Annotated in this window: 27 protein-coding genes; 11 read left to right on the forward strand and 16 right to left on the reverse strand. The window is 39.5% G+C overall.

All coding sequences use genetic code 11. The features are described 5' to 3' along the window. Positions 1 to 147 precede the first annotated feature (147 nt). On the forward strand, positions 148 to 1,224 hold the full coding sequence (locus B0I26_RS15520; RefSeq protein ID WP_111646312.1) for an FUSC family protein: 1,077 nt from the start codon (positions 148 to 150) through the stop codon (positions 1,222 to 1,224). 16 nt (positions 1,225 to 1,240) lie between these two features. Here B0I26_RS15520 and B0I26_RS15525 read toward each other — a convergent pair whose 3' ends face one another. The 5 genes from B0I26_RS15525 to fabL form a co-directional block, all read right to left on the reverse strand. Then, the gene (locus tag B0I26_RS15525; RefSeq protein ID WP_111646343.1) at positions 1,241 to 3,013 is read right to left on the reverse strand and encodes an ABC transporter ATP-binding protein; all 1,773 of its coding nucleotides are present in this window, start codon (positions 3,011 to 3,013) and stop codon (positions 1,241 to 1,243) included. A gap of 72 nt (positions 3,014 to 3,085) precedes the next feature. Further along, positions 3,086 to 3,619 (reverse strand): nucleoside tri-diphosphate phosphatase, encoded by a 534-nt coding sequence (ntdP, locus tag B0I26_RS15530; protein ID WP_111646313.1) that lies wholly within the window; start codon positions 3,617 to 3,619, stop codon positions 3,086 to 3,088. 182 nt (positions 3,620 to 3,801) lie between these two features. Next, on the reverse strand, positions 3,802 to 4,095 hold the full coding sequence (locus B0I26_RS15535; protein WP_111646314.1) for a YgaB family protein: 294 nt from the start codon (positions 4,093 to 4,095) through the stop codon (positions 3,802 to 3,804). Between the two features lie 176 nt (positions 4,096 to 4,271). Further along, a complete protein-coding gene (locus tag B0I26_RS15540) occupies positions 4,272 to 4,463 on the reverse strand; it encodes a gamma-type small acid-soluble spore protein (protein ID WP_111646315.1) in 192 nt (63 codons plus the stop codon). A 58-nt stretch (positions 4,464 to 4,521) separates the two neighbouring features. After that, entirely contained in the window at positions 4,522 to 5,274 is a 753-nt protein-coding gene (fabL, locus tag B0I26_RS15545) for an enoyl-[acyl-carrier-protein] reductase FabL (protein ID WP_111646316.1), read from the reverse strand. A gap of 71 nt (positions 5,275 to 5,345) precedes the next feature. Here fabL and B0I26_RS15550 point away from each other — a divergent pair, with 71 nt between their 5' ends. Further along, positions 5,346 to 5,570, forward strand: a complete 225-nt coding sequence (locus B0I26_RS15550; RefSeq protein WP_111646317.1) for a cytosolic protein — start codon at positions 5,346 to 5,348, stop codon at positions 5,568 to 5,570. 30 nt (positions 5,571 to 5,600) lie between these two features. On the opposite strand, the gene mutY is transcribed toward B0I26_RS15550, so the two are convergent. The 5 genes from mutY to B0I26_RS15575 form a co-directional block, all read right to left on the reverse strand. Beyond that, a complete protein-coding gene (gene mutY, locus B0I26_RS15555) occupies positions 5,601 to 6,698 on the reverse strand; it encodes an A/G-specific adenine glycosylase (protein WP_111646318.1) in 1,098 nt (365 codons plus the stop codon). Positions 6,699 to 6,965: 267 nt separating this feature from the next. After that, complete coding sequence (locus B0I26_RS15560) at positions 6,966 to 9,326, reverse strand: FdhF/YdeP family oxidoreductase (protein WP_111646344.1); 2,361 nt, start codon at positions 9,324 to 9,326, stop codon at positions 6,966 to 6,968. A gap of 104 nt (positions 9,327 to 9,430) precedes the next feature. Then, positions 9,431 to 10,231, reverse strand: coding sequence for a formate dehydrogenase accessory sulfurtransferase FdhD (gene fdhD, locus B0I26_RS15565; RefSeq protein WP_111646319.1), 801 nt, complete (start codon positions 10,229 to 10,231; stop codon positions 9,431 to 9,433). A gap of 276 nt (positions 10,232 to 10,507) precedes the next feature. Further along, positions 10,508 to 11,785 carry an L-lactate MFS transporter gene (locus B0I26_RS15570; RefSeq protein WP_111646320.1) on the reverse strand — a complete coding sequence of 426 codons (1,278 nt, stop codon included), beginning with the start codon at positions 11,783 to 11,785 and terminating at the stop codon, positions 10,508 to 10,510. Positions 11,786 to 12,117: 332 nt separating this feature from the next. Further along, complete coding sequence (locus B0I26_RS15575; RefSeq protein WP_111646321.1) at positions 12,118 to 12,465, reverse strand: Na-translocating system protein MpsC family protein; 348 nt, start codon at positions 12,463 to 12,465, stop codon at positions 12,118 to 12,120. A 650-nt stretch (positions 12,466 to 13,115) separates the two neighbouring features. Between B0I26_RS15575 and B0I26_RS15580 the strand changes: the two genes are divergently transcribed. Continuing rightward, positions 13,116 to 14,096 carry a metal-dependent hydrolase gene (locus B0I26_RS15580; RefSeq protein ID WP_111646322.1) on the forward strand — a complete coding sequence of 327 codons (981 nt, stop codon included), beginning with the start codon at positions 13,116 to 13,118 and terminating at the stop codon, positions 14,094 to 14,096. Between the two features lie 162 nt (positions 14,097 to 14,258). Here B0I26_RS15580 and B0I26_RS15585 read toward each other — a convergent pair whose 3' ends face one another. Next, positions 14,259 to 14,528 (reverse strand): YfhJ family protein, encoded by a 270-nt coding sequence (locus B0I26_RS15585; protein WP_111646345.1) that lies wholly within the window; start codon positions 14,526 to 14,528, stop codon positions 14,259 to 14,261. A gap of 162 nt (positions 14,529 to 14,690) precedes the next feature. On the opposite strand from B0I26_RS15585, the gene B0I26_RS15590 reads away from it, so the two are divergent. After that, complete coding sequence (locus tag B0I26_RS15590; RefSeq protein ID WP_111646323.1) at positions 14,691 to 14,852, forward strand: small, acid-soluble spore protein K; 162 nt, start codon at positions 14,691 to 14,693, stop codon at positions 14,850 to 14,852. Positions 14,853 to 14,884: 32 nt separating this feature from the next. Beyond that, a complete protein-coding gene (locus B0I26_RS15595; protein WP_111646324.1) occupies positions 14,885 to 15,046 on the forward strand; it encodes a YpzG family protein in 162 nt (53 codons plus the stop codon). A gap of 41 nt (positions 15,047 to 15,087) precedes the next feature. On the opposite strand, the gene B0I26_RS15600 is transcribed toward B0I26_RS15595, so the two are convergent. After that, positions 15,088 to 15,405, reverse strand: coding sequence for a YfhH family protein (locus B0I26_RS15600; protein ID WP_409991438.1), 318 nt, complete (start codon positions 15,403 to 15,405; stop codon positions 15,088 to 15,090). 117 nt (positions 15,406 to 15,522) lie between these two features. Between B0I26_RS15600 and B0I26_RS15605 the strand changes: the two genes are divergently transcribed. Beyond that, positions 15,523 to 16,194, forward strand: coding sequence for an SDR family NAD(P)-dependent oxidoreductase (locus tag B0I26_RS15605; RefSeq protein ID WP_111646325.1), 672 nt, complete (start codon positions 15,523 to 15,525; stop codon positions 16,192 to 16,194). A 107-nt stretch (positions 16,195 to 16,301) separates the two neighbouring features. Here the strand turns inward: B0I26_RS15605 and recX are convergent, their stop codons facing one another. Next, positions 16,302 to 17,117, reverse strand: coding sequence for a recombination regulator RecX (gene recX / locus B0I26_RS15610; protein ID WP_111646326.1), 816 nt, complete (start codon positions 17,115 to 17,117; stop codon positions 16,302 to 16,304). Between the two features lie 101 nt (positions 17,118 to 17,218). On the opposite strand from recX, the gene B0I26_RS15615 reads away from it, so the two are divergent. The 5 genes from B0I26_RS15615 (at position 17,219) to B0I26_RS15635 (ending at position 20,692) form a co-directional block, all read left to right on the forward strand. Further along, entirely contained in the window at positions 17,219 to 18,124 is a 906-nt protein-coding gene (locus B0I26_RS15615) for a TIGR01777 family oxidoreductase (protein ID WP_111646327.1), read from the forward strand. Between the two features lie 34 nt (positions 18,125 to 18,158). Next, positions 18,159 to 19,286, forward strand: coding sequence for an amidohydrolase (locus tag B0I26_RS15620; protein ID WP_111646328.1), 1,128 nt, complete (start codon positions 18,159 to 18,161; stop codon positions 19,284 to 19,286). Between the two features lie 235 nt (positions 19,287 to 19,521). Further along, positions 19,522 to 20,079: a GNAT family N-acetyltransferase gene (locus B0I26_RS15625; protein ID WP_111646347.1), complete on the forward strand. Its 558-nt coding sequence runs from the start codon at positions 19,522 to 19,524 to the stop codon at positions 20,077 to 20,079. Positions 20,080 to 20,284: 205 nt separating this feature from the next. Continuing rightward, positions 20,285 to 20,413, forward strand: a complete 129-nt coding sequence (locus B0I26_RS15630) for a YfhE family protein (protein ID WP_111646329.1) — start codon at positions 20,285 to 20,287, stop codon at positions 20,411 to 20,413. 90 nt (positions 20,414 to 20,503) lie between these two features. Next, complete coding sequence (locus B0I26_RS15635) at positions 20,504 to 20,692, forward strand: YfhD family protein (protein ID WP_111646330.1); 189 nt, start codon at positions 20,504 to 20,506, stop codon at positions 20,690 to 20,692. Between the two features lie 163 nt (positions 20,693 to 20,855). Here B0I26_RS15635 and B0I26_RS15640 read toward each other — a convergent pair whose 3' ends face one another. The 3 genes from B0I26_RS15640 to B0I26_RS15655 form a co-directional block, all read right to left on the reverse strand. Then, entirely contained in the window at positions 20,856 to 21,059 is a 204-nt protein-coding gene (locus tag B0I26_RS15640; protein WP_111646331.1) for a hypothetical protein, read from the reverse strand. Positions 21,060 to 21,698: 639 nt separating this feature from the next. Then, positions 21,699 to 22,442 carry a twin-arginine translocase subunit TatC gene (gene tatC / locus B0I26_RS15650; RefSeq protein ID WP_111646333.1) on the reverse strand — a complete coding sequence of 248 codons (744 nt, stop codon included), beginning with the start codon at positions 22,440 to 22,442 and terminating at the stop codon, positions 21,699 to 21,701. Positions 22,443 to 22,515: 73 nt separating this feature from the next. Then, positions 22,516 to 22,719 (reverse strand): twin-arginine translocase TatA/TatE family subunit, encoded by a 204-nt coding sequence (locus B0I26_RS15655; protein ID WP_111646334.1) that lies wholly within the window; start codon positions 22,717 to 22,719, stop codon positions 22,516 to 22,518. Positions 22,720 to 23,109: the final 390 nt, after the last annotated feature.

Genomic DNA, 23,109 nt, shown 5'->3' on the forward strand with positions numbered 1-23,109 from the left:
GTTAAATCCTTATAAAATGAGACTATCTCCATATGGATGAGATAGTCTCATTTTTCTTTTCCCCCTTGATATCCTCTAGCAAACGATGTATATTACTAAATTGTTTATGAAAAATTTTATGCTGAAAGGAAAGGATTTTGAATCGCGATGAAGCTCGGTGCCCGCGTCTTTAAAACGGGAATTGCCATTACTTTAGCACTTTTTTTAGCGAAGCTGCTCGATTTGCCATCGCCGGTATTCGCCGGCATTTCTGCTGTATTTGCGATGCAGCCTACTATTTACCGTACGTATTTATCCCTTGTTGAACAGCTCCAAGCTAACGTCATTGGCGCTTTTTTTGCCGTTATTATCGTTCTCATATTTGGTCATGATCCGTTTTTTATCGGTTTAACTGCCATTTTAGTCATTGCTCTTTTCGTAAAATTACGTTTGGAATCAACCATCCCTGTAGCCCTTGTAACCGTGATTGCCATTATGGAGTATACCGAAGACGGGTTTATCCAGTTTGCTCTTATCCGCTTCTCAACTATTTTATTAGGTATATTGGCGGCGTTCTTTGTGAATCTTGTGTTTATTCCGCCAAAATATGAAAAGAAGCTTTATTCCAAAATCGTCGACAACACAGAAAATATTTTGAAATGGATTCGCATGAATATAAGACATGTTTCTGAACATAACCTCTTAAAAGAGGATATTGAAAAATTTAAAGAAAACATGATAAAGCTTGATCAGCTTTATTTAATGTACAAAGAAGAAAGGGACTACTTTCCAAAAAATAAATATGGAAAATCAAGAAAACTTGTTCTATATAGACAAATGATTACAACCACTAATCGCGCATTGGAAACTTTGAAGCTCCTTCACCGGCTGGAAAATGAACTTCAACATATGCCAATGGAGTTTCAGCAAGCGATTCGCTCAGAACTAGACTGTTTGCTTAACTATCATGAGCAAATTTTATTAAAGTTTATCGGCAAAATTAAATATCAGCCGGATTCGGAAATTGTCACCGAAGCATGCAACAGCAGAAAATGGCTTGTTGAGGCGTTTAATAAGCATTACTTGGAAAGATGCAAAGAAGCGGATAATTACCATTTATTCCCTCTTATCGGTACGATTATCGAATATAGCGAACAGTTAGATCATTTAGATACACTTATCGACAGCTTCCAAAATTATCATAAAGATGAACAATCGTTGGAAATGAGCGAGCAGGAAGACTAAAAAAGGCAGTCTCACTTTAATGAGACTGCCCTTTACATTCTGCTTCGTTGATTTGTTGAATCATAAACAATTTGTAATAACTCCCTTTTTTATTCATCAACTCTTCATGCGTGCCGCTTTCAACAATTTTCCCGTTTTCGATTAACACAATGCGATCAGCGTGAGTAATCGTTGATAAACGATGCGCGACAATTAACGTTGTGCGATTTTTTGCCAGCCGTTCCAACGTTTCTTGAATGAAATGCTCACTTTCTAAATCAAGCGCTGATGTCGCTTCATCTAAAATTAACAAAGGCGGATTTTTTAAAAACACACGGGCAATCGCAATTCTTTGCTTTTGTCCCCCCGACAGCTTAACCCCCCGCTCACCGACTTTCGTATCATATCCATTTGGCAGATTCATAATAAACTCATGAGCGTTAGCCGCCTTAGCGGCAGCAATCACCTCTTCATCGGTTGCGTCCGGCTTGCCGAGCAAAATATTTTCTTTTATCGAATCGCTAAATAAAATACTGTCTTGAAATACCATGCCGATCTTATCACGCAAGCTCCGGACTTTAAAATCGCGAATATCGATCCCGTCAAGCAGGATGCGGCCGCTTGTCACATCATAAAATCTCGGAATTAAGCTGACTAATGTCGATTTTCCGCCGCCGCTCATACCGACAAAAGCGACCGTTTCCCCTTTTTTGATGTGTAACGAAATATTGTGCAAAACAGGCTCTGCATTCTGTTCATAAGCAAACGAGACATTTTCAAATACAATATTTCCCTCTATATTCTTACACTCAATTGCATCTTGCTTGTCTTTAATATCATATTTTTCATCCATAAATTCAAAAAGACGATCCATGGAAGCAAACGACTGCGTTAAAGTCGTTGAAGAATTAACAAGACGACGCAACGGATTGTACAACCGTTCAATATAACCGACAAATGCAACCATGGTGCCAAGCGTTAAATTTCCACGTACCACCTCATAGCCTGCGTAACTAATCACGATAATCGGTGCAATATCCGTAATCGTGTTTACTACAGAAAAAGCTTTTGCGTTCCAACTCGTATGCTCAAGAGCCTTTGTTAAAAAATGACGATTTTGCTTATCAAATTGGCGTTGTTCATAAGCTTCAATCGCAAAGCTTTTAATAATAGGCATGCCTTGAACCCTTTCATGTAAATGCGCTTGAAGCTCAGCCAACGCTTGAGAGCGGATTTTCGTCAGTTCTCTTAATCGGCCAAAAAAATATTTTACGGAAATCGCATAGATAGGAAGGGTAATAATAGAAATAAATGTTAATTTTACATCCATTGTAAACATAATCGCAATCGCAATCACAATCGTTGCCATATCGAGCCAAAGATTCATAAGTCCTGTAATCACAAAATTTTTCGTCTGCTCTACATCATTGATGACGCGCGAAATAATCTCACCGGCGCGATGATTGGCATAGTAATGAAAGCTTAGCTTTTGCATATGGGCGAACAATTGAGCACGAATATCATATAGCACTTTGCTTCCTGTCCACTGCGCAAAATATTGTCGATAATATTCAACAACGGGACGCAAAACAACAAAAACCAATAACATGATCGCTAAAACGATCCATAAATGTGCCACCTTTTCATCGACGCTCAGCTTCTTGTTGCCGATAATATCATCAACAACATACTTCAGCATCATCGGAATTAAGAGCGGAATAATAAATTTTATAATGCCGATCACAATGGTAGCAATGACCTGCCATTTATATGGACGGACAAATTGCAAATAACGATAAATATTATTCAGAACAATCCCCCCTAAAAGCATAAAAACCTGTTGTAAAGTGCAGCAACAGGCTTTTTTGCTTCATCTGCCTATTTACTTTCGGTAAGCTAAAAATTTTTCATACCACGTATCAATAAAATCGGGAGCAAATGGACCTTTCCGCTGCTGAACCCAGCTGATTAATTTTTCAACATGATTTTTTAAAATTCGATCAATAACGGTGGGATAATTCATTTCTTGACGATGTCGCTCGTATTCATCTTCATCAAGAAGCATATAAGTCATATCGGGAAATACTTTTAAATCTAAATCATAGTCAATATATTTTAACGCTTCCCCGTCCCATACGAACGGAGAGCTGATATTGCAATAGTAATACACTCCATCGTCGCGAATCATGCCAATAATGTTAAACCAACATCGAGAGTGAAAAAAGCAAATCGCCGGTTCCCGCGTAATCCATTTTCGTCCATCGGCTTCTGTCACAACTGTACGATCATTGGCACCGATAATATAGTTTTGCGTCCCTTTAAGTACAACTGTTTCCGCCCATATGCGATGAATCGAACCGTTATGTTTATAGCTATGTATTTGAATGATTTTTCCTTCAACAGGATAAGCTGTCATATTTCTCCCCTACTTTCATTCGGACGCTTTTCTTACTATTATAACGGTTCGATATGCAATTTAAAACCATTCCAAAAGAAGTCTACTGAATGATTTTGTTCACAAATAAAAGAGGCTGACCATAAAGCAAAGTGTCAGCCCTCCACAACCACAATATTCACTTTAAATAAGAACGCTATGTGTTACGGATTTCGCGTGAGATTAGACACTTTTCGGCCAGCCCCGTCAAATTTGTGTTGAGCTCGTTGGTAAGATTGAATCACCTCTTCTGTTTGCTTTTCAAATATTTGTTGAATTTCCCGCAGCTGTTTTTTCATTGCGCTTATTTCATCTTGAATCGAGCGCAGCTTCGTCTTATTCTGCAGCTTAATTAATTCTTCTTCAATTGCTTGGCATCTCTCCAGTTCTTCTTGAAGAAATAAAAGTTGGTCCATTGTTTTTAACTGTTCCCTTACCAGCCGCTCAAACTGTTCCACAATCCATCCCCCCAGCCTATGTGACTATATATTCAATTCGGGAGGAAAACTTTTTTTCCTTTGACTACATATGTAGAGCAATAGTAAATTTTGTCGAAAGAATATTTTGGAATGCTAATGTAAAAAAAAAAAAAAGCGGCACTCCTTACCGGTAAAAAAGGAATGCCGCTTTTTTGTTATTTGCTTGAATTTTGTGATTTGCGAGCTTCTGCTTGTGCGTTTTGTTGTTTTACTTCTTGCACATTTGTTTCAGCTGCAAATTCTGTACCGAATTGACCTGCAGCACCCGCTTGTGCAGATTGCGCGTTTTGTTGTTTTACTTTTTGAATGTTCGTACCTGCTGCTGATTTGTTTGGTTGATTAGCCATCGTTATCACCTCCACGGAATTTAATGTACCCAGGAGGTGACTGCTCTATCCAAAAAAATTATAAAAGTAACGATCTTCCTCCATCAACAATAATCGTTTGTCCGCGAATCATCTCTGCCTCTTCTGATAAAAGGAACATCACTGTATGAACCATGTCTTTCGGCTCTATCATTCGTCCAGCCGGAGTTTTCGCTATCGCATCCACCAGAAGTTCATCGCGGTTTGGAAAGTGTTTCAAAGCATCCGTATCAACAGCACCGCCAGAAACAGCATTAACAGAAATGTTTTTTGGTGCTAACTCAACCGCTAAATAGCGTGTCAATGATTCAAGCGCTGCTTTGGAAACACCAACAGCTGTATAATTTTCTAAATAGCGGATAGAACCGAGCGAGCTAATGCTGACAATTTTCCCCCCGCCGACTTTCTCCATTCGCTTCGCTGCTTCTTGAGCGCAAAACAGCAATGCTTTACTGTTAATATCCATTGTCCAATCCCAATGCGATTCTTCTAATTCCATCGCCGGGCGGAGCACACCTGATGCAGCATTATTAATCAAAACATCAACCCGCCCGAATACTTCATCAATTTGGGCAAACATTTCCTTAATTTTTTCTACTTTTCCTACATTTGCTTTTATCACAAGCGCTTTTCTGCCTAACGCTTCAATCTCTTTTGCTGTTTGCAGCGCTGCCTCCTTGCTGCGTGCATAGTTTACAACAATATCATACCCTTCTTCTGCTAAACGAAGAGCAATGGCTTTGCCGATTCCCCGGCTGCTTCCTGTTACAACAGCTACCTTTTCTTTGTTCATATTTCATTCCCCTTTTTATGTATAAATATATCCCGCCTTTTTCAAACTATAGGAAAAAGGAGGAAATGCTCATGTACGTTGGACGTGATATGACAGAACTCTCAATGATTCCAAAGTCAGAATGGAAAGATAGCGAACTTGCCTTTTTTCATCATTCATTTCAACAAATCACTCCCTATCTAAACGTCGAGGGACAAACAATCCATCGCGAGATTATTGAAGAAATCGAAGCGCGCGGCGGGTTAAAGCGAAACGAAGCCGATTACACACATGGCACACACGTTTCTTTTGACTAACATTTGGTGGGGAATTCCCCACCAAACACTTTAACGCTTTAACGCATCGGGGGTCAGACCCCAAATGCGCTGATGGGAGACAGGGAAGGCGTAGTTTTCGATTTCTTGTTTGTCGACTAGTTTCAGTCTCTCTGTTTCCTCGATATCACCAATGATTTTACCTTGGTAAACGACAATGTTCCAAATTAAATGGGAAAAGACGTGTTGAATCGTAGCAAACGGTTGTGCCAGTTTTGCTTCAATCCCGTATTGAGTCCGTAAAAAATTCGTTAATTGCTCTTTTGGATTTTCCGACGTTAACGGTGTTTCGCAGTTTGGAAACTCCCATAAGTTCGCTAATAATCCCTCGTTTGGCCGTTTATGAATTAATATTTTTCCTTCTTCATTTTCTAAAACAGCTGCGCTTATTTGTACTTCTTTTGTTTTCCCCTTCTTTGTTTTTACCGGGAGCTCAGACTGAACACCTTTACGGAAAGCACGGCAATGGGCTTGAACAGGGCAAAGCAGACAGGACGGCCTGCCGGGAACACAAATTAACGCCCCTAATTCCATTAACGCTTGATTAAAATAAGACGGGTTATCATGAGAAATAATTTGTCTTACAATTTCTTCAAAAACCTTTCTCGTTCCTGCCTTTGCAATATCTTCCCATACTAAAAAAATCCGCGACAATACGCGCATCACATTCCCGTCTACTGCCGGCTCGGGAATTCCGTAGGCAATGCTTAACACCGCCCCCGTCGTATAAGGTCCAACACCTTTCAGCTTTGAAAATTCTTCTACTGTATTCGGCACTCTTCCGCCATATGTCTCTTTTACTTCCTTTACCGCCGCATGCAAATTGCGCACACGCGAATAGTATCCAAGCCCTTCCCAAGCTTTTAACACTTTTTCCTCGTCTGCTTCCGCTAACGCTTCCAGCGTAGGAAATTGTTCAATAAAACGATTAAAATATGGTATGACCGTATCTACTCTCGTTTGCTGCAACATGATTTCCGATACCCATACTTTGTATGGATCATTATCTTTCCGCCAAGGCAAATCGCGCTGTTCTTTTGCAAACCAGCTGATTAAATCGCGCTGAAACGCCTCAACAGCAAATCCTTCTATAAATGTTTGTCCTTTCACGTTGTTTCCTCCATGATGTCAATATGTATGTTCATTATACCATTATCCACAAAAAATATCTGATTTTATCCAAAGGAAGATACTTTGCCAAATTGAGTTATTCAATCCTTTTACATGACAGCTTCATTTATTCTGAAGAAATATATCCGCCTGCCAAGTGAGATACTAACTTGATGTAATAAAAAAGACTGTCCCAAGCGTTCCTCCCCACAACACCATATATAAGTGTTAGCGAGGTCAGACGCTTATGGGACAGCTTTTTATGTCTTACGCCGGCGGGTTCAATTCGTCATCTTCAATGTGCTTTTCCAAGTATTGAACATCTTTACGTGCAGTGAAGCGATCAGCTCTTTCTACTTTTACGGCAATGCTGTAATCAGGAATCATCGCGTATTGCTCATAACGGCCTTTTGGCAGAAGGAAGTTTCCTTCAGGGAAATGGACACCTAAATTTCCTCTGGCAATATCGGCAAATTTGGCACGCCCTTGGAACACTCCGTATTGATTGTAAACGACAATACTTTCTCCTTCTTGAATCCTTAATTCCTTTGCATCTTCTGGATTCATTAATACATCATAACGATCTGCTCCATTAAATGGATCCGTTTCTTTAAAGACCATGGAGTTAAATTGCTTGCCGCGTCTCGTTGTAATATAAAAGTCTCCAGGCTGTTTGTTCAAATCAGGAATATCAACAGGAATTAAATTTCCCCTTCCGTCAGGAGTTGGGCAAATACCGCCTTCACAAAGCCATGCTCCTCCCCATTGGAATACATCTCCTGCTTTTTTCAAATGTTGAATTCCATCATAGTTTGGATTTGCTTTTGCAATTTCATTTCGAATTTCTTGAGCGTCTTTAAAATCAACCAAATGAGCGGTTTCAGGTTTCACACGTTTCGCTAAATCAATATAGATTTTCCATTCCGCACGGGCTTCTGCAATTTTATTTTTATTTCCTTCAATTTCAGGAGAGAAATACACCATACGTTCCGTAGAAGTCGAAGTTCCGCCGCCTTCCTGCTCATAACGAGTTTTCGCAGGAAGAACAATAACCGCTTCTTTGGCGTCCAATAACGTTGATGTATTTAAAATAATATCCTGATGAACACGGATTTCCAATTCAGATAATGCTTTTTCCACAAAGTGCGGATCAGGCATTGTTTCCAAGAAGTTTCCGCCGGACATATAATAAAGCTTGATTTTGCGTTCATGGTCCTCAGGAAGCAAGATGTTTTCGAGGGTTACTCCAACGACATCTCCTTGCCATTTTGGCAGTTCAAATCCCCACAGTTCTTCAATACGCTTAATGTTATCTCCATAAAAATCTCCGCCAGGAAGTGAAAATGGGTCCGCTCCCATTTCTCCGCTTCCTTGAACCGAAGAATGGCCACGGAGCGGCATCAGTCCGTTGTATTTGCGTCCCAAGTGGCCGCGAAGAAGGGCAAGGTTTGCCACTTGGGAAATGTTATCTGTTGCAAAAGAATGCATCGTTAAACCAAGCGCCCAAACATATACCGCATTTTTAGCTTTTGCCAAAAATTCTGCCAGTTCAATGATTCGCTCTTTAGAAATTCCGGAAGATTCAACAATCTTATCCCAAGAGTAGGATTGTGCTTTTGCCTTTAATTCCTCGTAACCATTTACATGTTCTTTTACAAATTCATGGTTAATGGCAGAACCATATTCTTTTTCTTCCATGTCAAACCAGTGCTTCATAATTCCATACATAAACGCAATGTCTCCGCCGATATTGACTTGGTAGAAATCGTCGGCTAATTTCGTTCCAAACAAGGCGGATTCAATATTCGAAGGAATCCAATACTTTTCCATCGCAGGTTCCTTGTAAGGATTAACCACAATGATTTTGGTCCCTCTTTTCTTTGCTTCCAACATATATTTTGTAGAAACAGGTGAAGCGTTGGAAGCCACACTTCCCCAGAATAATATAACATCCGTTCCAATCCAATCTTGATAATTACAAGTAGAAGCCCCTACACCAACTGAACGTTTTAATGCTGTTTTACTTGGCGAGTGACAAATCCGGGAAGCATTGTCAATGTTATTCGTTCCCAGGAAACGGGCAACTTTCCCTGCGACATAATAGGTTTCATTCGTAATCCCGCGAGAAGTCAAATAAAACGCATATTGCTTTGGATCAAGTTTTTTCATTTTATCCGCAATGATATCCAATGCTTCATCCCAAGTAATACGGGAAAATTTACGCTCTCCTTTGCGACGAATAAGCGGATATGGTATTCTTCCTAGTCTGCGAAGCTGAGTGCTGTCATATTTGCGAAGTTCATCAATATCCGCATGAAGAATTTCAGGCTTGATCGCAGGCATCGTGTTTAAACGAAGCAAATTTAAGCGGGTTGTGCAAAGGTGCGGACCTTTTAATGTCTGATCCTGAAGTCCAGCCACACCAAGGGCACAACCATCGCAAACCCCTTTTGTAATGATATTTGTTGCATATCCTAAGTTATCTCTGTTTTCCCAAATAATTTTCATCGTATCACGAATATGTTTCGGTTTCACTTTTCCAAGTCCAAACGGAATCGGGCTTACCCAATGTTTTGGTGCAGGCATTAATGTTTTCTTCATTGGTCCTGGATGTTTGGTAGATCCCATTCCAATCACTCCCTTATTTTTTATTCCTACGCTATAGAGCACCGTTTTGATGAACGAAACCATTCTGGAAAAAACGACTTGCCATTGTTTTGCTGAAAATGTGATCAACCCTTTAACTCTTTAATGCGATGAGGATGTGTATAGACATTTAAATTATCGCCCCGAATAAATCCAACTGTTGTGATGCCAAGTTCTTCTGCCAATTGCAGAGCCAATTCCGTAGGAGCAGATTTGGATAATACAACACTGCATCCAATTTTTGAAACTTTTAATAAAATTTCAGAAGAAATACGTCCACTAAAGACAATGACTTTATCATCCAATGAAATGTCATGTTGAAGGCAATACCCATAGATTTTATCTAAAGCATTGTGACGGCCAATGTCCATTCGAGATAAAATAATGCCGTTTTTGTCACATAGGGCAGCATTATGCACTCCGCCTGTATCTTTAAACGTTGAAGCGGATTCCTGCATTTCCTTCATGAGACGAAAACAATCATCAAACGAAAGTTCAAGCGTTGTATCTGACATGTACTTCACGGTTTTCACATCGTTAAAAAAGTAAAAGCCTTGTCTGCTCATGCCGCAACAAGACGTAATATAGCGTTTCGATCTGAATTTTTGATACAGTTCATTAAATGACGGTAAAGTGACATGCACAAATCCTTCCTTTTCATCCATCCAAAACTCTTTAATTTCAGAAACGCTGCGAATAATCCCCTCTGACGCTAAAAAGCCAATTACCATGTCCTGAATATATTCAGGTGTACAAACTAACGTTGCCAACTCTTCTTTATTGACTTTAATCGTTACAGGATATTCCGTTACAATCAGATCATTTACATGTTGGATTTCTCCTTTGGAATATCGAATCACATTACGATAAATTTTATTGGGTTTCAAGCAATCACACCTCCCCTACTCCCCTTTGCTTTTTCTCTTTTAAAACAAAACCCAAAACAGCCATCCATGCTGGAATACAAAGTAACTCGGTTTGAACCAGCTTTTCCAATCGTTCATATATATCGTGAATAGAGGCTGTCTCACAAGGGGCTGACTTCGCGCGTAATCGATCATATTTTATGCAATGTTATATTATTACGATTGCGGAGTCTGAATTGTTGCTTTTGAGACAACCTCTTTCAGCATAGATTTTTTAACGATTCAGCCAAAGACAACTTATTTAAACTGTGCGTTTTCTCCCGCCATTGATGGATATACAGATTGTGCGTTTTTCTCTTGTAATTGACGAATATCAATGCGTACCAATAAAGAAACAACCAAAGCTATAACAAATAGGCCCGCAAAGAAGGTTAAGCTTCCAGCATAACTTCCAGTTTTATCTTTAATATAGGCTGCAAACAATGGACCTGCTAGCCCGGCAGCAGACCAAGCTGTTAGGATGTATCCGTGAATAGCCCCTAATTGTTTTGTTCCGAAAAGATCGCCAATATAGGCTGGAATAGAAGCGAAGCCGCCGCCGTAACAAGCGTAAACAATCACAACCATAATGCCGTAAATGAATTTACTTGTAACCGTTGGTAACAAGAAGAAAATTGGGATTTGTAATACGAAGAACGCGGTGTATGTGTTTGGTCTTCCTATGTAATCAGAAATAGTTGCCCAACCGATACGGCCAAGTCCATTGGCAATACCTAAAGCACCCACTAGTGCTGCAGCTGCTTCTGTCGTTAAACCAATACTTTCTACAGCTAAAGGTTTCATTGCAGAAATGACAGCGATTCCACACGTTACATTAATAAAAAGCATTAACCACAAATAATAGAATCTTCTTGTTTTAATCGCCTCATTTGCCGTTAATTGAGCCAAATCTTGTATGACTTTTTTGCCTTTTCCGTTGCCAGTTGCAGAGAACCCTTTCGGCAACCAACCTTCAGGTGGCTTCTCTAAGTATAGAGAAGAAAGCACCATGATAACAAAATAGGATGCTCCAAGAATAAAGAATGTATTTGCAATGCCAACTGACCCGATTAATTTATTCATAATCGGACTAGCAATGGCTGCGGCAAATCCAAATCCCATGATGGCAAGACCTGTTGCAAGGCCTCTTCGATCCGGGAACCACCTAACAAGAGTTGAAACGGGTGCTATATAACCTACTCCAAGCCCAATGCCGCCTAATACTCCATAAAATAAGTATAACAATGTAAGCGACTCCGCATTAACGGCAAATCCTGAACCGAAAATCCCAACTCCAAAGAATGTTGCTGCTACAAGTCCTGATTTTCTTGGACCGTGCTTCTCAACAAAGTGCCCCATAAAAGCAGCTGAAAGACCTAAAAACAAGATCGCTAAACTGAATGTGAATTGAACTTGCTTCGCTGACCAGCCGAAGGTGTCCATTAAAGGTGTTGTAAAATTGCTCCACGCATAAACAGAGCCGATGGAAATGTGAATTCCTACTGCTGATAAAGCGATTAACCAACGATTTTTCATTTGTTCCCCCCCCTTTGTTTCATACAGACGAAATCAGCCTCAATCAGTTCACAAGTCCTATTATTACAGGGACAAGTGCAGCCAATCTTCATAAAAAACAAAACCGCCACATTCCTTCGGCACGGAACAACCCGTACGCGCAGAAAAGTGGCGGTAGTTTCAACACAGCCCGGCTGCGATAAAACCAACGCTTCGCTTCTATGCATATTAGAAAGCTTGTCTGACAATAGCATTGCACAGTCAAGCCTTCTCCGTATAGAGTTTGTTTTTATGATAACATGAAAGCGTATTCGAAACAATATCCATTTTTCTTCTAGCACTACTTAGTAATATCAATCTTCAATCTTTTTTTCAAATAAAAATACCGAAACAGCAATATCCTCTTCAATTTTAATGTCAGAAAACAAATGAACAAGCTTCGATCCGGCCAACTCTTCCATTCCATCCGGCACCTGCTGCGCATACACTTCTTGAATCATGCGCGTGCGCGCTGTGTGTACCATTTCCTTTCCTTCCGGCGATCTGGCGATGAATTTTTCTGTCGGCGTCAAATTTCCCTGTAAAATCGTAATCGCGATATTTTCTACAAAGTATGTTTTTATGCGCTCCGGTCCTTTTCCAAATAGATCCTTGCGAACTTTTCGCACCAGTTCATTAAAAGCAGCCTCTTTTTTAGACATAGCAAAAACTCCTTTCTCTCTTTACTTTCCTTATATGCCCCATCCTTCCGTTCTCATCATGCCCTCTATGCAATCTCCGCACAGCAGCAATATCTTTTCGGGACGTTTTATATAATTATTTTATAATAAACATCAAAATAGTGAAAAAATAAAAAATAATAATTATTCTTGTTATTTTTTATATAGCTCAAATCTGGTTTTGTAACATATTGAAAGACCCATGCCCGGATAAACAGAATCCTATTATTAACATCCTCTGTTTAGCTTCATGGACAAAAAGAAACTGCCTCATAATGTCCTATAGTGTTGTGGGATCTGGCACTTTTCTTTATTGATCATCCTTGCTTTTATTTACGATAAACCAGCACGACACGCCGGGGTCGAACAGGAAAATTTGGTTTATAAGGTGTTCGTTGCGCTGCTTTATTTGTTCGAACTCCGCCTCGCAAAGGAACAGCAGCTGTGATAAACTGACAGTACAGAGGAAGTCAGCACATGATTTCATTGATTGTGAACGTTGCATTTATTGTTCCTATTCAACATATTGTATAAAGGTGTACATTCTATAAAATCAAAAATTCCCGCGATCCAATCTTCCATCAAGAGCGTGGGTATACTAATGACTGAAAACGATGAAGGGGGTCCCTTGATTGGATACAGGAACGCATATTGTGATGGGGATTGCTTTAGGCAGCATGGCAACACTAGATCCGATCGTTGCCCAAGACCCCATGCTGGCAGAAGCCATATTAATTGGTACATTGGCAGGTTCACAGGCACCTGATTTGGATACTATTTTAAAACTAAAAAATAATGCAAAATATATTCGCAATCACCGCGGAATCACACATTCCATTCCTGCTGTGTTCTTATGGCCGTTGCTTATTAGCGGGATCATATACTACTTTTATCCCGAAGTAAATTGGCTTCATTTATGGATGTGGACATTCATTGCCGTCATTCTTCACGTCTTTGTCGACATTTTTAATGCTTATGGAACGCAAGCATTGCGCCCTTTTACAAAAAAATGGGTTGCTCTTGGGCTTATTAACACATTTGATCCATTCATTTTTGTGATGCATATTGTGGGAATTGCCGCTGTCTTTGCCGGTACGCATCCCGGATACACATTTTTATTGATTTACATCATATTAGCGGGATATTATATCGTACGTTTTCGCCAGCAACTTAACATAAAAGAAGCGGTCCATAAACTTATTCCCGATGTAGAAGAGATTATTATCGTGCCAACGATTCGCTACAATGAGTGGCATTTAGCGATTACTGCCAAAAAATATTTTTATGTAGCGCGCGCAAAATATGGAAAGATTTCGATTTTAGACACTTTTGAAAAATGTCCCGTGCCAAATACACCAATTATTGAAGCGGCTAAAAAAGATGACAATTTATCTGCCTTTTTATCTTTTTCTCCCGTATACCATTGGGAGGTTAACGAATATAGCAACCATTATGAAGTTCGTTTTACCGACTTGCGTTATCGCAGCAAAGGCTACTATCCGTTTGTTGCCGTCGTTCAGCTCGACCTTGATTTAAACATTGTCAGCTCTTATACAGGTTGGATTTTCAGCGAAGGAAAATTACGAAAAAAACTTGAATTAATCCCAAATTAAAAGCTCTTCAGTTTTTTCAATTTCCCAGCTCAGCAAAATAGGGCTCAGACCCAGTCTGAACCCTATTTTTGAGAGGCTGACCGATAAGTGTCTGATCTCACGCATTCTCCTTGCTTTCAAGTAATGTTCTTGAGATTTGACACTTGGCTTTAAAGCCAGCCATTAATGCTTCGGATAATCCTCTTGATTAAGTAAATGTTTATATTTCGGATTATTCGTTGTAAACTCATGCAAATGCGCTCCATACTGATCAATCCACTCTCGTACAACCTTCTCCGTCAACTCTTTCCCTTTGTATGAGTAACCAGCCCGCGCATACGTTGTTTCAAAATCTTCCCATAACAGTTCTACCCATGTACGCGCTTGTGCATAAGCTAATGATTGATTTTTTTCAAGCAAATAATTCGTTAATCGTTCAAAATAATCGTTCATGTCCACCATCTTTTATTCACCTCGAATGCCAATATTTGAACACATAAGCGCGAACAAACTTCTTAATAATAAAAATACGTGTTGTTCCTCAACACGAGCATTTCAGCTAAAAACGTTACTCAATGGGCGCTTACAAAAACAAAACGAAAGGGGGATACAGCAATGCGGAACAAAGAACGAGCTTTTCCGAATCAAAACAATAACAAGTTTGAAGGAGAGCCGCGCGCGAAAGCTGAATATTCCTCAAAACGTGCAGATGGGACAACCAACACTCATCCGCAGGAACGAATGCGCGCCTCCGGTGAACGAGCCGATCAATTTTAATCATTGTTACACACCATTGGAGGTGTTTTGTCATGGGCCGAAATTCAAGAAAGAAGTTTTATGATAACCTTTATTCCAATCCTTTTCAACAACCGTGGGCAAATCCGAAACACGCCCATGCACAAGTAAATGGCGAAACACAACAAACGCAGGATTTGATTATCCTTGAATATGAAACAAGGAAGCGTTCTTAACATTAGAGAAACCAGAGATTTTACTTCTCTGGTTTCTTTTTCTATTTTGCAAGCATAGAAATTGGTAATGCTTCTTCCTCGCCATTTCCGTTTAAACGATACCCCCAGGCGAATACTCCGTTTAAATATTTAATTTTGAAAAAAGAGCCGGGATCCCCGACAATTTCATATATCTCCCCCGGTTTGAAATCTTCGGGATTTAACAAATACGCTTTGGCCATGGCAATTTTCCGTTCATACACAGCAAATTCATTAACGATTCCCATTTGTTCCGCTTTGCGCGCTTTCTCTGTCAATTCGGCAATTTCTTGCTTTAATTCATACTCCGTCATTTCGCTGTAACGCTTTTGCTGGTGAATTTCTCTCACATTTGTCTCCCCCTTTTCTTTAATTATATTAGAAATATTTTTTTCAAACAAAAGCAAACTGAGGTACAATAAGATGCGAACGATTTTTATAAAATGGAGAGATGAAACATGGAAACAATCGTCATTACCGGTGCCGGCACTGGATTGGGCAAAGAACTGGCTCTCGAGTATGCCGAACAAGGAAATACAATCATCTTAACAGGCAGACGCCTCGATCCTCTTTTAGCTGTACAACAGGAAATTGAACAACGCGGCGGAAACGCATTCAGCTATACGATCGATATCCGCAATTACGAAAACGTTAAAGCAACCGTAGCGGAGATTCTGAAACACCATCAAGTGACTTGTTTGATTAATAATGCCGGCGTAGGCTATTTCGGACCGTTCACATCGCTTACCGCGGAGCAAATTCATGATATGATTGAAACAAACGTAAAAGGCACGATTTTTATGACAAAAGCATTTTTACTATACTTTCATACCATTCCAAAAGCAAAAATTCTTAATATTATTTCTACTGCCGGCCTAAGAGGCAAAGTAAACGAATCCGTCTATGTTGCAAGCAAATTTGCTGTTAGAGGTTTTAGCGAGAGCCTTGTGAAAGAACTGGAACATACAAATATCTCCGTTACCGCTGTCTATATGGGCGGAATGGATACGCCGTTTTGGGAAGGAACCGATCATATTAAAGACCGCACGCGCCTGCGCTCTGCAAAAGAAGTAGCGCGGCAAATCATTGCCGAAGACAACGGCCAGCCTGAGATTATTATTCAGTGCTGACCGATAAGTGTCTGACCTCACGCTTATTTGACAATATATCAGTTCATTTATCCAATGTTATGTCTTATATATTGTGTTGTGTGGGGTCTGACCTTTGCTTTTTGGCGTCAGTCCTGGTCTTCCTTTAAACGTTGCAAAAATTGTTCAATCATCTCCATCGAAAATCCTTTACGGTAAAGAGCTTGTTTCATCTTTTGTTCATACATAAATCCTTCGTATTTTTCGTAGCGCCGATGCGCCTTCCGCCCGTGGTATTCAAGCGCTTCCCATTCTTCTTGTTCATCTGTCTCATTTCCTTTTTCGCTCATTACTTGTTGAATGATCTCCCATGAAAAACCTTTGCGGCGCAGCAATTGCTCAATATGTTGTTTCCATTGTTGCGAAGAAAATTTCTTATTTTGCCTTTTCGCTTTTTCATATAACTTTCCTGCGGTCGCAAGCTGTTCTTCAAGGGTAAACTGTTCAAGCGCTTCATTGATGAGCGGCTCCGAAATACCCTTATCATAAAGTTCCTGACGGATAACTTCCGGTCCTTTCGCTGTTGTATTTTTTTGTGTGCGCACATAAGCGTCGGCAAACTCTTTATCATTGACGTAATTATATTCGCGCAGCTTATGAAACACTTCGCGAATAACCGGCTCCAAAATCCCTCTTTTCCGCAAATAATCCGCCACTTCTTTTTCTGAGCGCATGCGATGGGCAAGAAAGCGCAAGGCGGTATTATACGCTTTTTTTACATCATCTTCATATAAAATCTGCTGAATATCAAGTTCATCAATTACTTTCCCTTTTTTTAATTGAAATTTAATTAACACATCCTGGTCAACACTAAAGGCAAACTCTTCCCCTTTTCCACGGTCAATATACACGTTAAAACGTTCATGATTATCTTTTTGTGTCGTAATTTTTGTAATCAAAGCCATCAACAACACCTCATTACGTATCGTAGCACATTTAAAAAAGGAATTTCCTTAACAAAAAAAGAAATACATAACATAAAAATAAAATAGACAGGTGATGAAAGATGAAAATTGCCATTGCCGGCGGAACGGGCTTTGTTGGAAAAGCCTTAACAAGTTACCTCAAAAAACAAGGACATGACATTTATATATTAACAAGAAAGCCACGTGCCTCAACAAATGACCGCATTCATTATATTGAATGGCTGACGCCGGAAAGTCAGCCTGAAAAATACATTTCCTCCATCGATGCCTTCATTAATTTAGCCGGCGAGCCCATTAACAGCGGCCGTTGGACAGAAAGGCAAAAGCAGAGAATTATCAACAGTCGTTTATCAGCAACAAGAGCTGTACTTGAGTTAATCAGAAAACTAGATAAAAAGCCGCAAGTACTGATTAATGCCAGCGCCATCGGCATTTATGGAACATCGTGGAATGAGGTTTTTACAGAATCAAGTACGAAAACAGGCAGCGACTTTCTTGCCCGTACAGTCATCGTATGGGAAGAAGAAGCGAAAAAAGCGGAACAATTAGGGATTCGTACCGTATTGGCCCGCTTCGGTATGATTCTCGGCAAAGAAGAAGGGGCGCTGCCGCGAATCGTATTGCCATACAAGCTTTTCATCGGCGGCACAGTCGGCTCTGGAGATCAATGGCTCTCGTGGGTTCATATCAAAGATGTCGTTCGTTCCATCGAATTTATATTAAATAACCAAAATATCTCTGGTGCTGTTAATATTACCGCGCCGCATCCAACAAAAATGAAGGAATTTGGCCAAACCATCGCCAAAGTTTTGCATCGGCCTCATTGGCTTCCTGTTCCTGACTTTGCCTTAAGACTGCTGCTTGGCGAAATGAGTATGCTTGTCCTTGAAGGACAAAACGTACGGCCGGAAAAACTGCAAAAATTCGGGTTTAATTTTTCCTTTTCTTCTCTTGAAGAAGCGCTTTACGACATATTACAATCGTAGTTAATGAATTTTAAGAATAGTAAGGGAGTTTGCAATGAAGAAAATATTATTTAAAAACGCAACCATCTATCCAATTACGTCAGAACCTGTAAAAAACGGTGATTTGCTTGTCGAAAATGGGAAAATAAAAAAAATAGGACATCAGCTTGAAACAGATGCAGATACGAAAATCATTGATTGTTCTGAAAAATATTTGCTTCCTGGATTTATTGATGTGCATACTCATTTAGGTTTATATGATGAAGGGACTGGTTGGGCAGGAAACGATGCAAATGAAACGATTGAGGCGATAACCCCTCATACCCGGGCAATGGACAGCGTTTATCCTCTTGATCCTGGTTTTCACGATGCGATTACTCATGGCATTACGGCCGTTCATATTATGCCGGGAAGCGCCAATGTGATCGGCGGAACGACATCAGTCATTAAAACTTATGGAAAAAATGTATCAAAAATGGTTATCCGTGAAACAGCAGGACTGAAAATTGCTCTTGGTGAAAATCCGAAGCGGATTCACAGCCACGGAAACAAAGAATCGATTACCCGCATGGGAATTATGGGGATGCTGCGTGAAGCCTTTTATAAAGCAAAATATTGCGGCAATATGGATGATTTTCGTGTCATTCCCATTATTCAAGCATTAAAGCGGGAAATTCCCGTGCGCATTCATGCCCATCGTGCTGACGATATTATTTCTGCCATTCGCTTTGCCGAAGAATTTGATTTAGATCTGCGCATTGAACACTGCACAGAAGGCCATCTAATCGTAGAAGAACTGAAGGGAAAAAACTTAAAAGTCTCCGTGGGTCCAACACTAACAAGACGCTCAAAAGTCGAGTTAAAAAACAAAAGCTGGGAGACGTATAAAATTCTTAACGATATCGGACTGGAAGTTTCCATTACCACTGATCACCCTTATACCCCAATTCAATATTTAAACATTTGTGCTTCGATTGCTGTCCGCGAAGGATTAAGTGAGCAAAAAGCGCTTGAAGGAATTACGATTCTCCCGGCCCGCAATTTAGGAGTAGAACACCGAATCGGCAGCTTAGAACCTGGAAAAGACGCAGACATTGTCTTATGGAACCATCATCCTTTTCACTATTTAGCCAAACCGCTCCTAACAATGGTAAATGGGGAAATTATCTACACAAAAATTTAACAAAAAAACTATTTCTTTTTTTTCTCATTTCGAGTAAGATGGAATAGACTGTTTTTAAAATACAATTCGATATTGATCATAAATGTGAAGGGAAGGCAAATGGTGCGCCACCAGCAATCACGCTGGTTCTAGTGGGTTCGATTCCCACCCCGAAATTTTTTGATTTGAATAAATTAAAAAATTTCGAGGGTGGTTTACCTGCGATGAACTGCCCTCAGAATAGGAGGGAAATATGATACTAAAAAAACGTGATCTTCAAGACTGCCACGCTTTATACGAGCTGATGGTGCACCCGGAGGTCTTCCCTTTTGTGCGCCATAAAGCGAACTCATATGAAGAATTTTTGTTTATTACAAAGCAAACAATTGAAGCAGAGGAACGCGGCGAACTCATTTCTCGTACGATTTTGGACGAATGGGGAAATCCGATCGGTACGATTAATTTGTTTGACATACAGGACAATGCTGGTTTTTTAGGAACATGGCTCGGAAAACCTTATCATGGCAAAGGATATAACCAGCGTGCGAAAGATGCATTTTTTAAAGAGTTATTTTTTGAACTCTCGATTGAGACGATTTTTATGCGTATTCGCAAAGTCAATATTCGCTCAACCAAAGCAGCTGAAAAATTGCCTTACGTAACATTAGCGAATGAAACAAGAAAACATTTGTTAGAACAAATTAATAACGGTGAAGATATTTATAATTTATACGAAATTTCAAAAGATAATTATACGCTTTACACAATGCGCTGTCCTTCTGCCATTGAGGAACCGCAACGGAAAGAAGCATAATTTACACGGGGCTGGCTCATAAGTGTCTGACCTCACGCACATCTATCATATATATAGTGTTCTTATCCGGTTTAATGCACTATATATGGATAGTTGTCGGGTCTCACACTCTGCTTTAGGGTCAGCCTCGTTTTCTTTGAATAAGACAAGAACAATTGGTCAACAATGTGGATAGTTAAATTTTGAAAAAGGGAGGGTGTTATGTATGGCTGAGAAAAAGAAACGCGATAAAATAAAGAGTACATTAACAAGGGCACAGGAAATGACATACTCCCGCGATTTTAAATTAGCAGACCAAGCCGGCGGCTATACGGCAAAAAAATCAAGGCATTAACCGAATACTTCCACTTATGATTTGCCCATACACTGCCATCCTATTTAATGAATCTCACTGATTCATATTATGATTTAGGAGGCATTCGTCATGGGAAGATCTCGAGGACAAAGAACACGCGATAAAAACAAAGCGACTCTTCCGCAAGTTCCAAAAAATTTAAAATCTGACGGCTTAGATGTAGAATATTCACAAGAACTCGCTGATCATGAAGACTTAGAAGCAAGAGCACGGGCTCAAGCAGCCGGGATTCGCCAAAACAAAAACCGTAATCAGTAATAGAGAAGAGGCTGACGCTTTGTTGTTTATGGTCAGCCTCATTTTTATAAGAATGTTGATATTTTTATTATGGTAAATAATGCAGATAAAGACTGTGAATTTGTATATTTCTTTTTTGATTGTTTCTTTCACGTTTGTGTATTATTTTGTAAAAAACTAGTAATTATGTTTCATCTGTTTGAAGGTTAGGGATCTCTGTTACTGTCTCGATTCGTATCCATTCATGCTTTATGCGATATTCTTTTGCCTTTTGAATGATTAAATGTTCGACTGCTTTCTCCTCAGAATCAGCATATATAAGGCTTCGTCCATCCAACACACTTCCATCCTCAATAATGGCATGCCACGATATACGAAATGCTTTCATTCTCCGTTCCCCCACCCATTTACTTAATAAATTCTAGAATGAAAGTGTTTCGCCTTCTGTTCCGTTTTACCCTCCTCAAAATAGCCAACGCTTCTCTGTGACAAATAGTTTTATGAAGTATCTTCATTTGAGTTGTTTCATTATCTTCGCTGCAGTGACGAGAATAAATGGAATCATCCATAATAAACACGATGAGCCGATGATTCCAAATCGTTTGTTTCATCCGACGAGTCATCTCTGAGCTAAGAGACAGCAAAAAATCTTACCAGTTGTACGCAAACAAGTTCAAAAAACGATAAATGGTATCTTTTCCTAGTAAATCGACAGCTTTTTTGCTTTGGAAGGCATGAAGCCAGGTTTTTATATGGAAAAATGAGAAGAAAAAGCAGCTTAAAAATCGATAAATATGAATATCCACAAGCATTCGTAATATTTGTTTCCAAATATTTAATTCAGAAAAACCATGTTTGATTTCTTTTGGTAATACGCAAAGCACTCTTTTTTCGTTATCATAATGGCGACACCTTTCTTTCTTTGGTTTTGTCACCAATAGTTTACCAAAAAAAGAGGTGTCTTTCTGTTTTTAGACGAATTTTTTCAACATCAAGCGAAGAAACCCATCCTATAAGGGAGCATTCATCAATTTTTAACTGCGAAAGTTGAGTCATTTATATTAGTTTCGTGTTTTCGTTGATAAACGATCTTCGATAATAAAACACTACACTCATATAGAAACAACAATGGGATAATAACTAAAACGTCCGACAGAAAATCCGGGGGAGTTATTAAAACCGCAGTCAAGACTAAACCAAAATAAGCATACTTCCTAATTTGTTGCAATCGGAAAGGATTCAAGACCCCAAGGCTTGTCAGGAACATGATAACCACCGGAAGTTCGAATAAAAATCCGAATGGAAGAGTCATACGAATCATAAAACGAAAATATTTTTCTGTTGTGAAGAAAGTCATAAACATGTCTTCCGACAAAGAAAGAAGGAACTTAAATACGAATGGGAAAATGACAAAATAACCGAAGCATACTCCTGATATAAAAAGGATGAATAGAGCTGGAATGTAAGCCAAAGTTACTCTTCGCTCATGTTCTTTTAATGCCGGTCGAACGAAAAGCCAAATTTGATGTGCAGCGATTGGTATCGTTCCTGCAATGGCGATCACGCTGGCTAACATCAAATATACCCATAGTATATCACTAGGTCCTAGAATGGCTAGCTTCACCGGCAAGTCCTGAACAAGCCAGTTATAAATATTTCGCACATAAACGAGAGAGAGAATGAACAAAAGTATAAAAGCACCAACTGTAATTATGAGCCGTTTACGCAATTCTTCTAAATGACCAATAAGATCCATATCGCGATTTTCCATCGTTACCCCCCCTTTTATCAAAAAAAGATGCAAGCATGAACTAACTACTTACATCTTCCTAAATTCGTTGGGACTAAATTGTTTTTTCCTCTTTTTTATTATTCGTTTGTCCTTTGTTCGGCTCATCATCAGAAACTAATTCTCGTGTCGATTTTTTAAATTCCCTTAGTGTTGTACCAAACGCACGTCCAATTTCCGGCAATTTTGATGGGCCGAAAATGATTAAGGCGATGACAAGAATAAGTATTAAACCAGGAATCCCTATATTTTGCAACATTTAAATAGACCTCCTATTGCATTTTTTAATCCTTTCTTCTTTTGAAAAAGACAATTAAACAATATAATGACAAACAAATATAGCCTAACATTTTCACTTATTGAGATTGCACGAATTGCATCTTTAAAGCTTTCTTAACATGTTTGTACAAACCGAAATCAGCCTGAGGTGCTACTCACTATGCTAAATAAGCTGAAGAGGCTGTCTCAAAGCCAAAGGTCAGACCCCACAACACAATATAGGGATGCCGGATAAATAAGCGATATATTGTGAAACGCCCGTGAGATCAGACCCTTACGAGACACCCTCTTTTCTTTTAAAAAAGATTAATTTTCTTGTTTTTTAACTTAAATTCATATTTAATATTTTATAGCTTCACTTAAGTCAACT

Origin of the sequence: Paranoxybacillus vitaminiphilus (assembly GCF_003259935.1) — a bacterium.
GTDB lineage: Bacteria > Bacillota > Bacilli > Bacillales > Anoxybacillaceae > Paranoxybacillus > Paranoxybacillus vitaminiphilus.

Excerpts from the sequence above, each read along its gene's own strand:
- B0I26_RS15520 (WP_111646312.1), top strand. The coding sequence starts at position 148 with ATGAAGCTCGGTGCCCGCGTCTTTAAAACGGGAATTGCCATTACTTTA.
- ntdP (WP_111646313.1), bottom strand. The coding sequence starts at position 3,619 with ATGACAGCTTATCCTGTTGAAGGAAAAATCATTCAAATACATAGCTAT.
- B0I26_RS15540 (WP_111646315.1), bottom strand. The coding sequence starts at position 4,463 with ATGGCTAATCAACCAAACAAATCAGCAGCAGGTACGAACATTCAAAAA.
- fabL (WP_111646316.1), bottom strand. The coding sequence starts at position 5,274 with ATGAACAAAGAAAAGGTAGCTGTTGTAACAGGAAGCAGCCGGGGAATC.
- B0I26_RS15550 (WP_111646317.1), top strand. The coding sequence starts at position 5,346 with ATGTACGTTGGACGTGATATGACAGAACTCTCAATGATTCCAAAGTCA.
- B0I26_RS15560 (WP_111646344.1), bottom strand. The coding sequence starts at position 9,326 with ATGGGATCTACCAAACATCCAGGACCAATGAAGAAAACATTAATGCCT.
- B0I26_RS15570 (WP_111646320.1), bottom strand. The coding sequence starts at position 11,785 with ATGAAAAATCGTTGGTTAATCGCTTTATCAGCAGTAGGAATTCACATT.
- B0I26_RS15575 (WP_111646321.1), bottom strand. The coding sequence starts at position 12,465 with ATGTCTAAAAAAGAGGCTGCTTTTAATGAACTGGTGCGAAAAGTTCGC.
- B0I26_RS15585 (WP_111646345.1), bottom strand. The coding sequence starts at position 14,528 with ATGAACGATTATTTTGAACGATTAACGAATTATTTGCTTGAAAAAAAT.
- B0I26_RS15590 (WP_111646323.1), top strand. The coding sequence starts at position 14,691 with ATGCGGAACAAAGAACGAGCTTTTCCGAATCAAAACAATAACAAGTTT.
- B0I26_RS15595 (WP_111646324.1), top strand. The coding sequence starts at position 14,885 with ATGGGCCGAAATTCAAGAAAGAAGTTTTATGATAACCTTTATTCCAAT.
- B0I26_RS15605 (WP_111646325.1), top strand. The coding sequence starts at position 15,523 with ATGGAAACAATCGTCATTACCGGTGCCGGCACTGGATTGGGCAAAGAA.
- recX (WP_111646326.1), bottom strand. The coding sequence starts at position 17,117 with ATGGCTTTGATTACAAAAATTACGACACAAAAAGATAATCATGAACGT.
- B0I26_RS15615 (WP_111646327.1), top strand. The coding sequence starts at position 17,219 with ATGAAAATTGCCATTGCCGGCGGAACGGGCTTTGTTGGAAAAGCCTTA.
- B0I26_RS15620 (WP_111646328.1), top strand. The coding sequence starts at position 18,159 with ATGAAGAAAATATTATTTAAAAACGCAACCATCTATCCAATTACGTCA.
- B0I26_RS15630 (WP_111646329.1), top strand. The coding sequence starts at position 20,285 with ATGGCTGAGAAAAAGAAACGCGATAAAATAAAGAGTACATTAACAAGG.
- B0I26_RS15635 (WP_111646330.1), top strand. The coding sequence starts at position 20,504 with ATGGGAAGATCTCGAGGACAAAGAACACGCGATAAAAACAAAGCGACT.
- B0I26_RS15640 (WP_111646331.1), bottom strand. The coding sequence starts at position 21,059 with ATGAAAGCATTTCGTATATCGTGGCATGCCATTATTGAGGATGGAAGT.
- tatC (WP_111646333.1), bottom strand. The coding sequence starts at position 22,442 with ATGGAAAATCGCGATATGGATCTTATTGGTCATTTAGAAGAATTGCGT.
- B0I26_RS15655 (WP_111646334.1), bottom strand. The coding sequence starts at position 22,719 with ATGTTGCAAAATATAGGGATTCCTGGTTTAATACTTATTCTTGTCATC.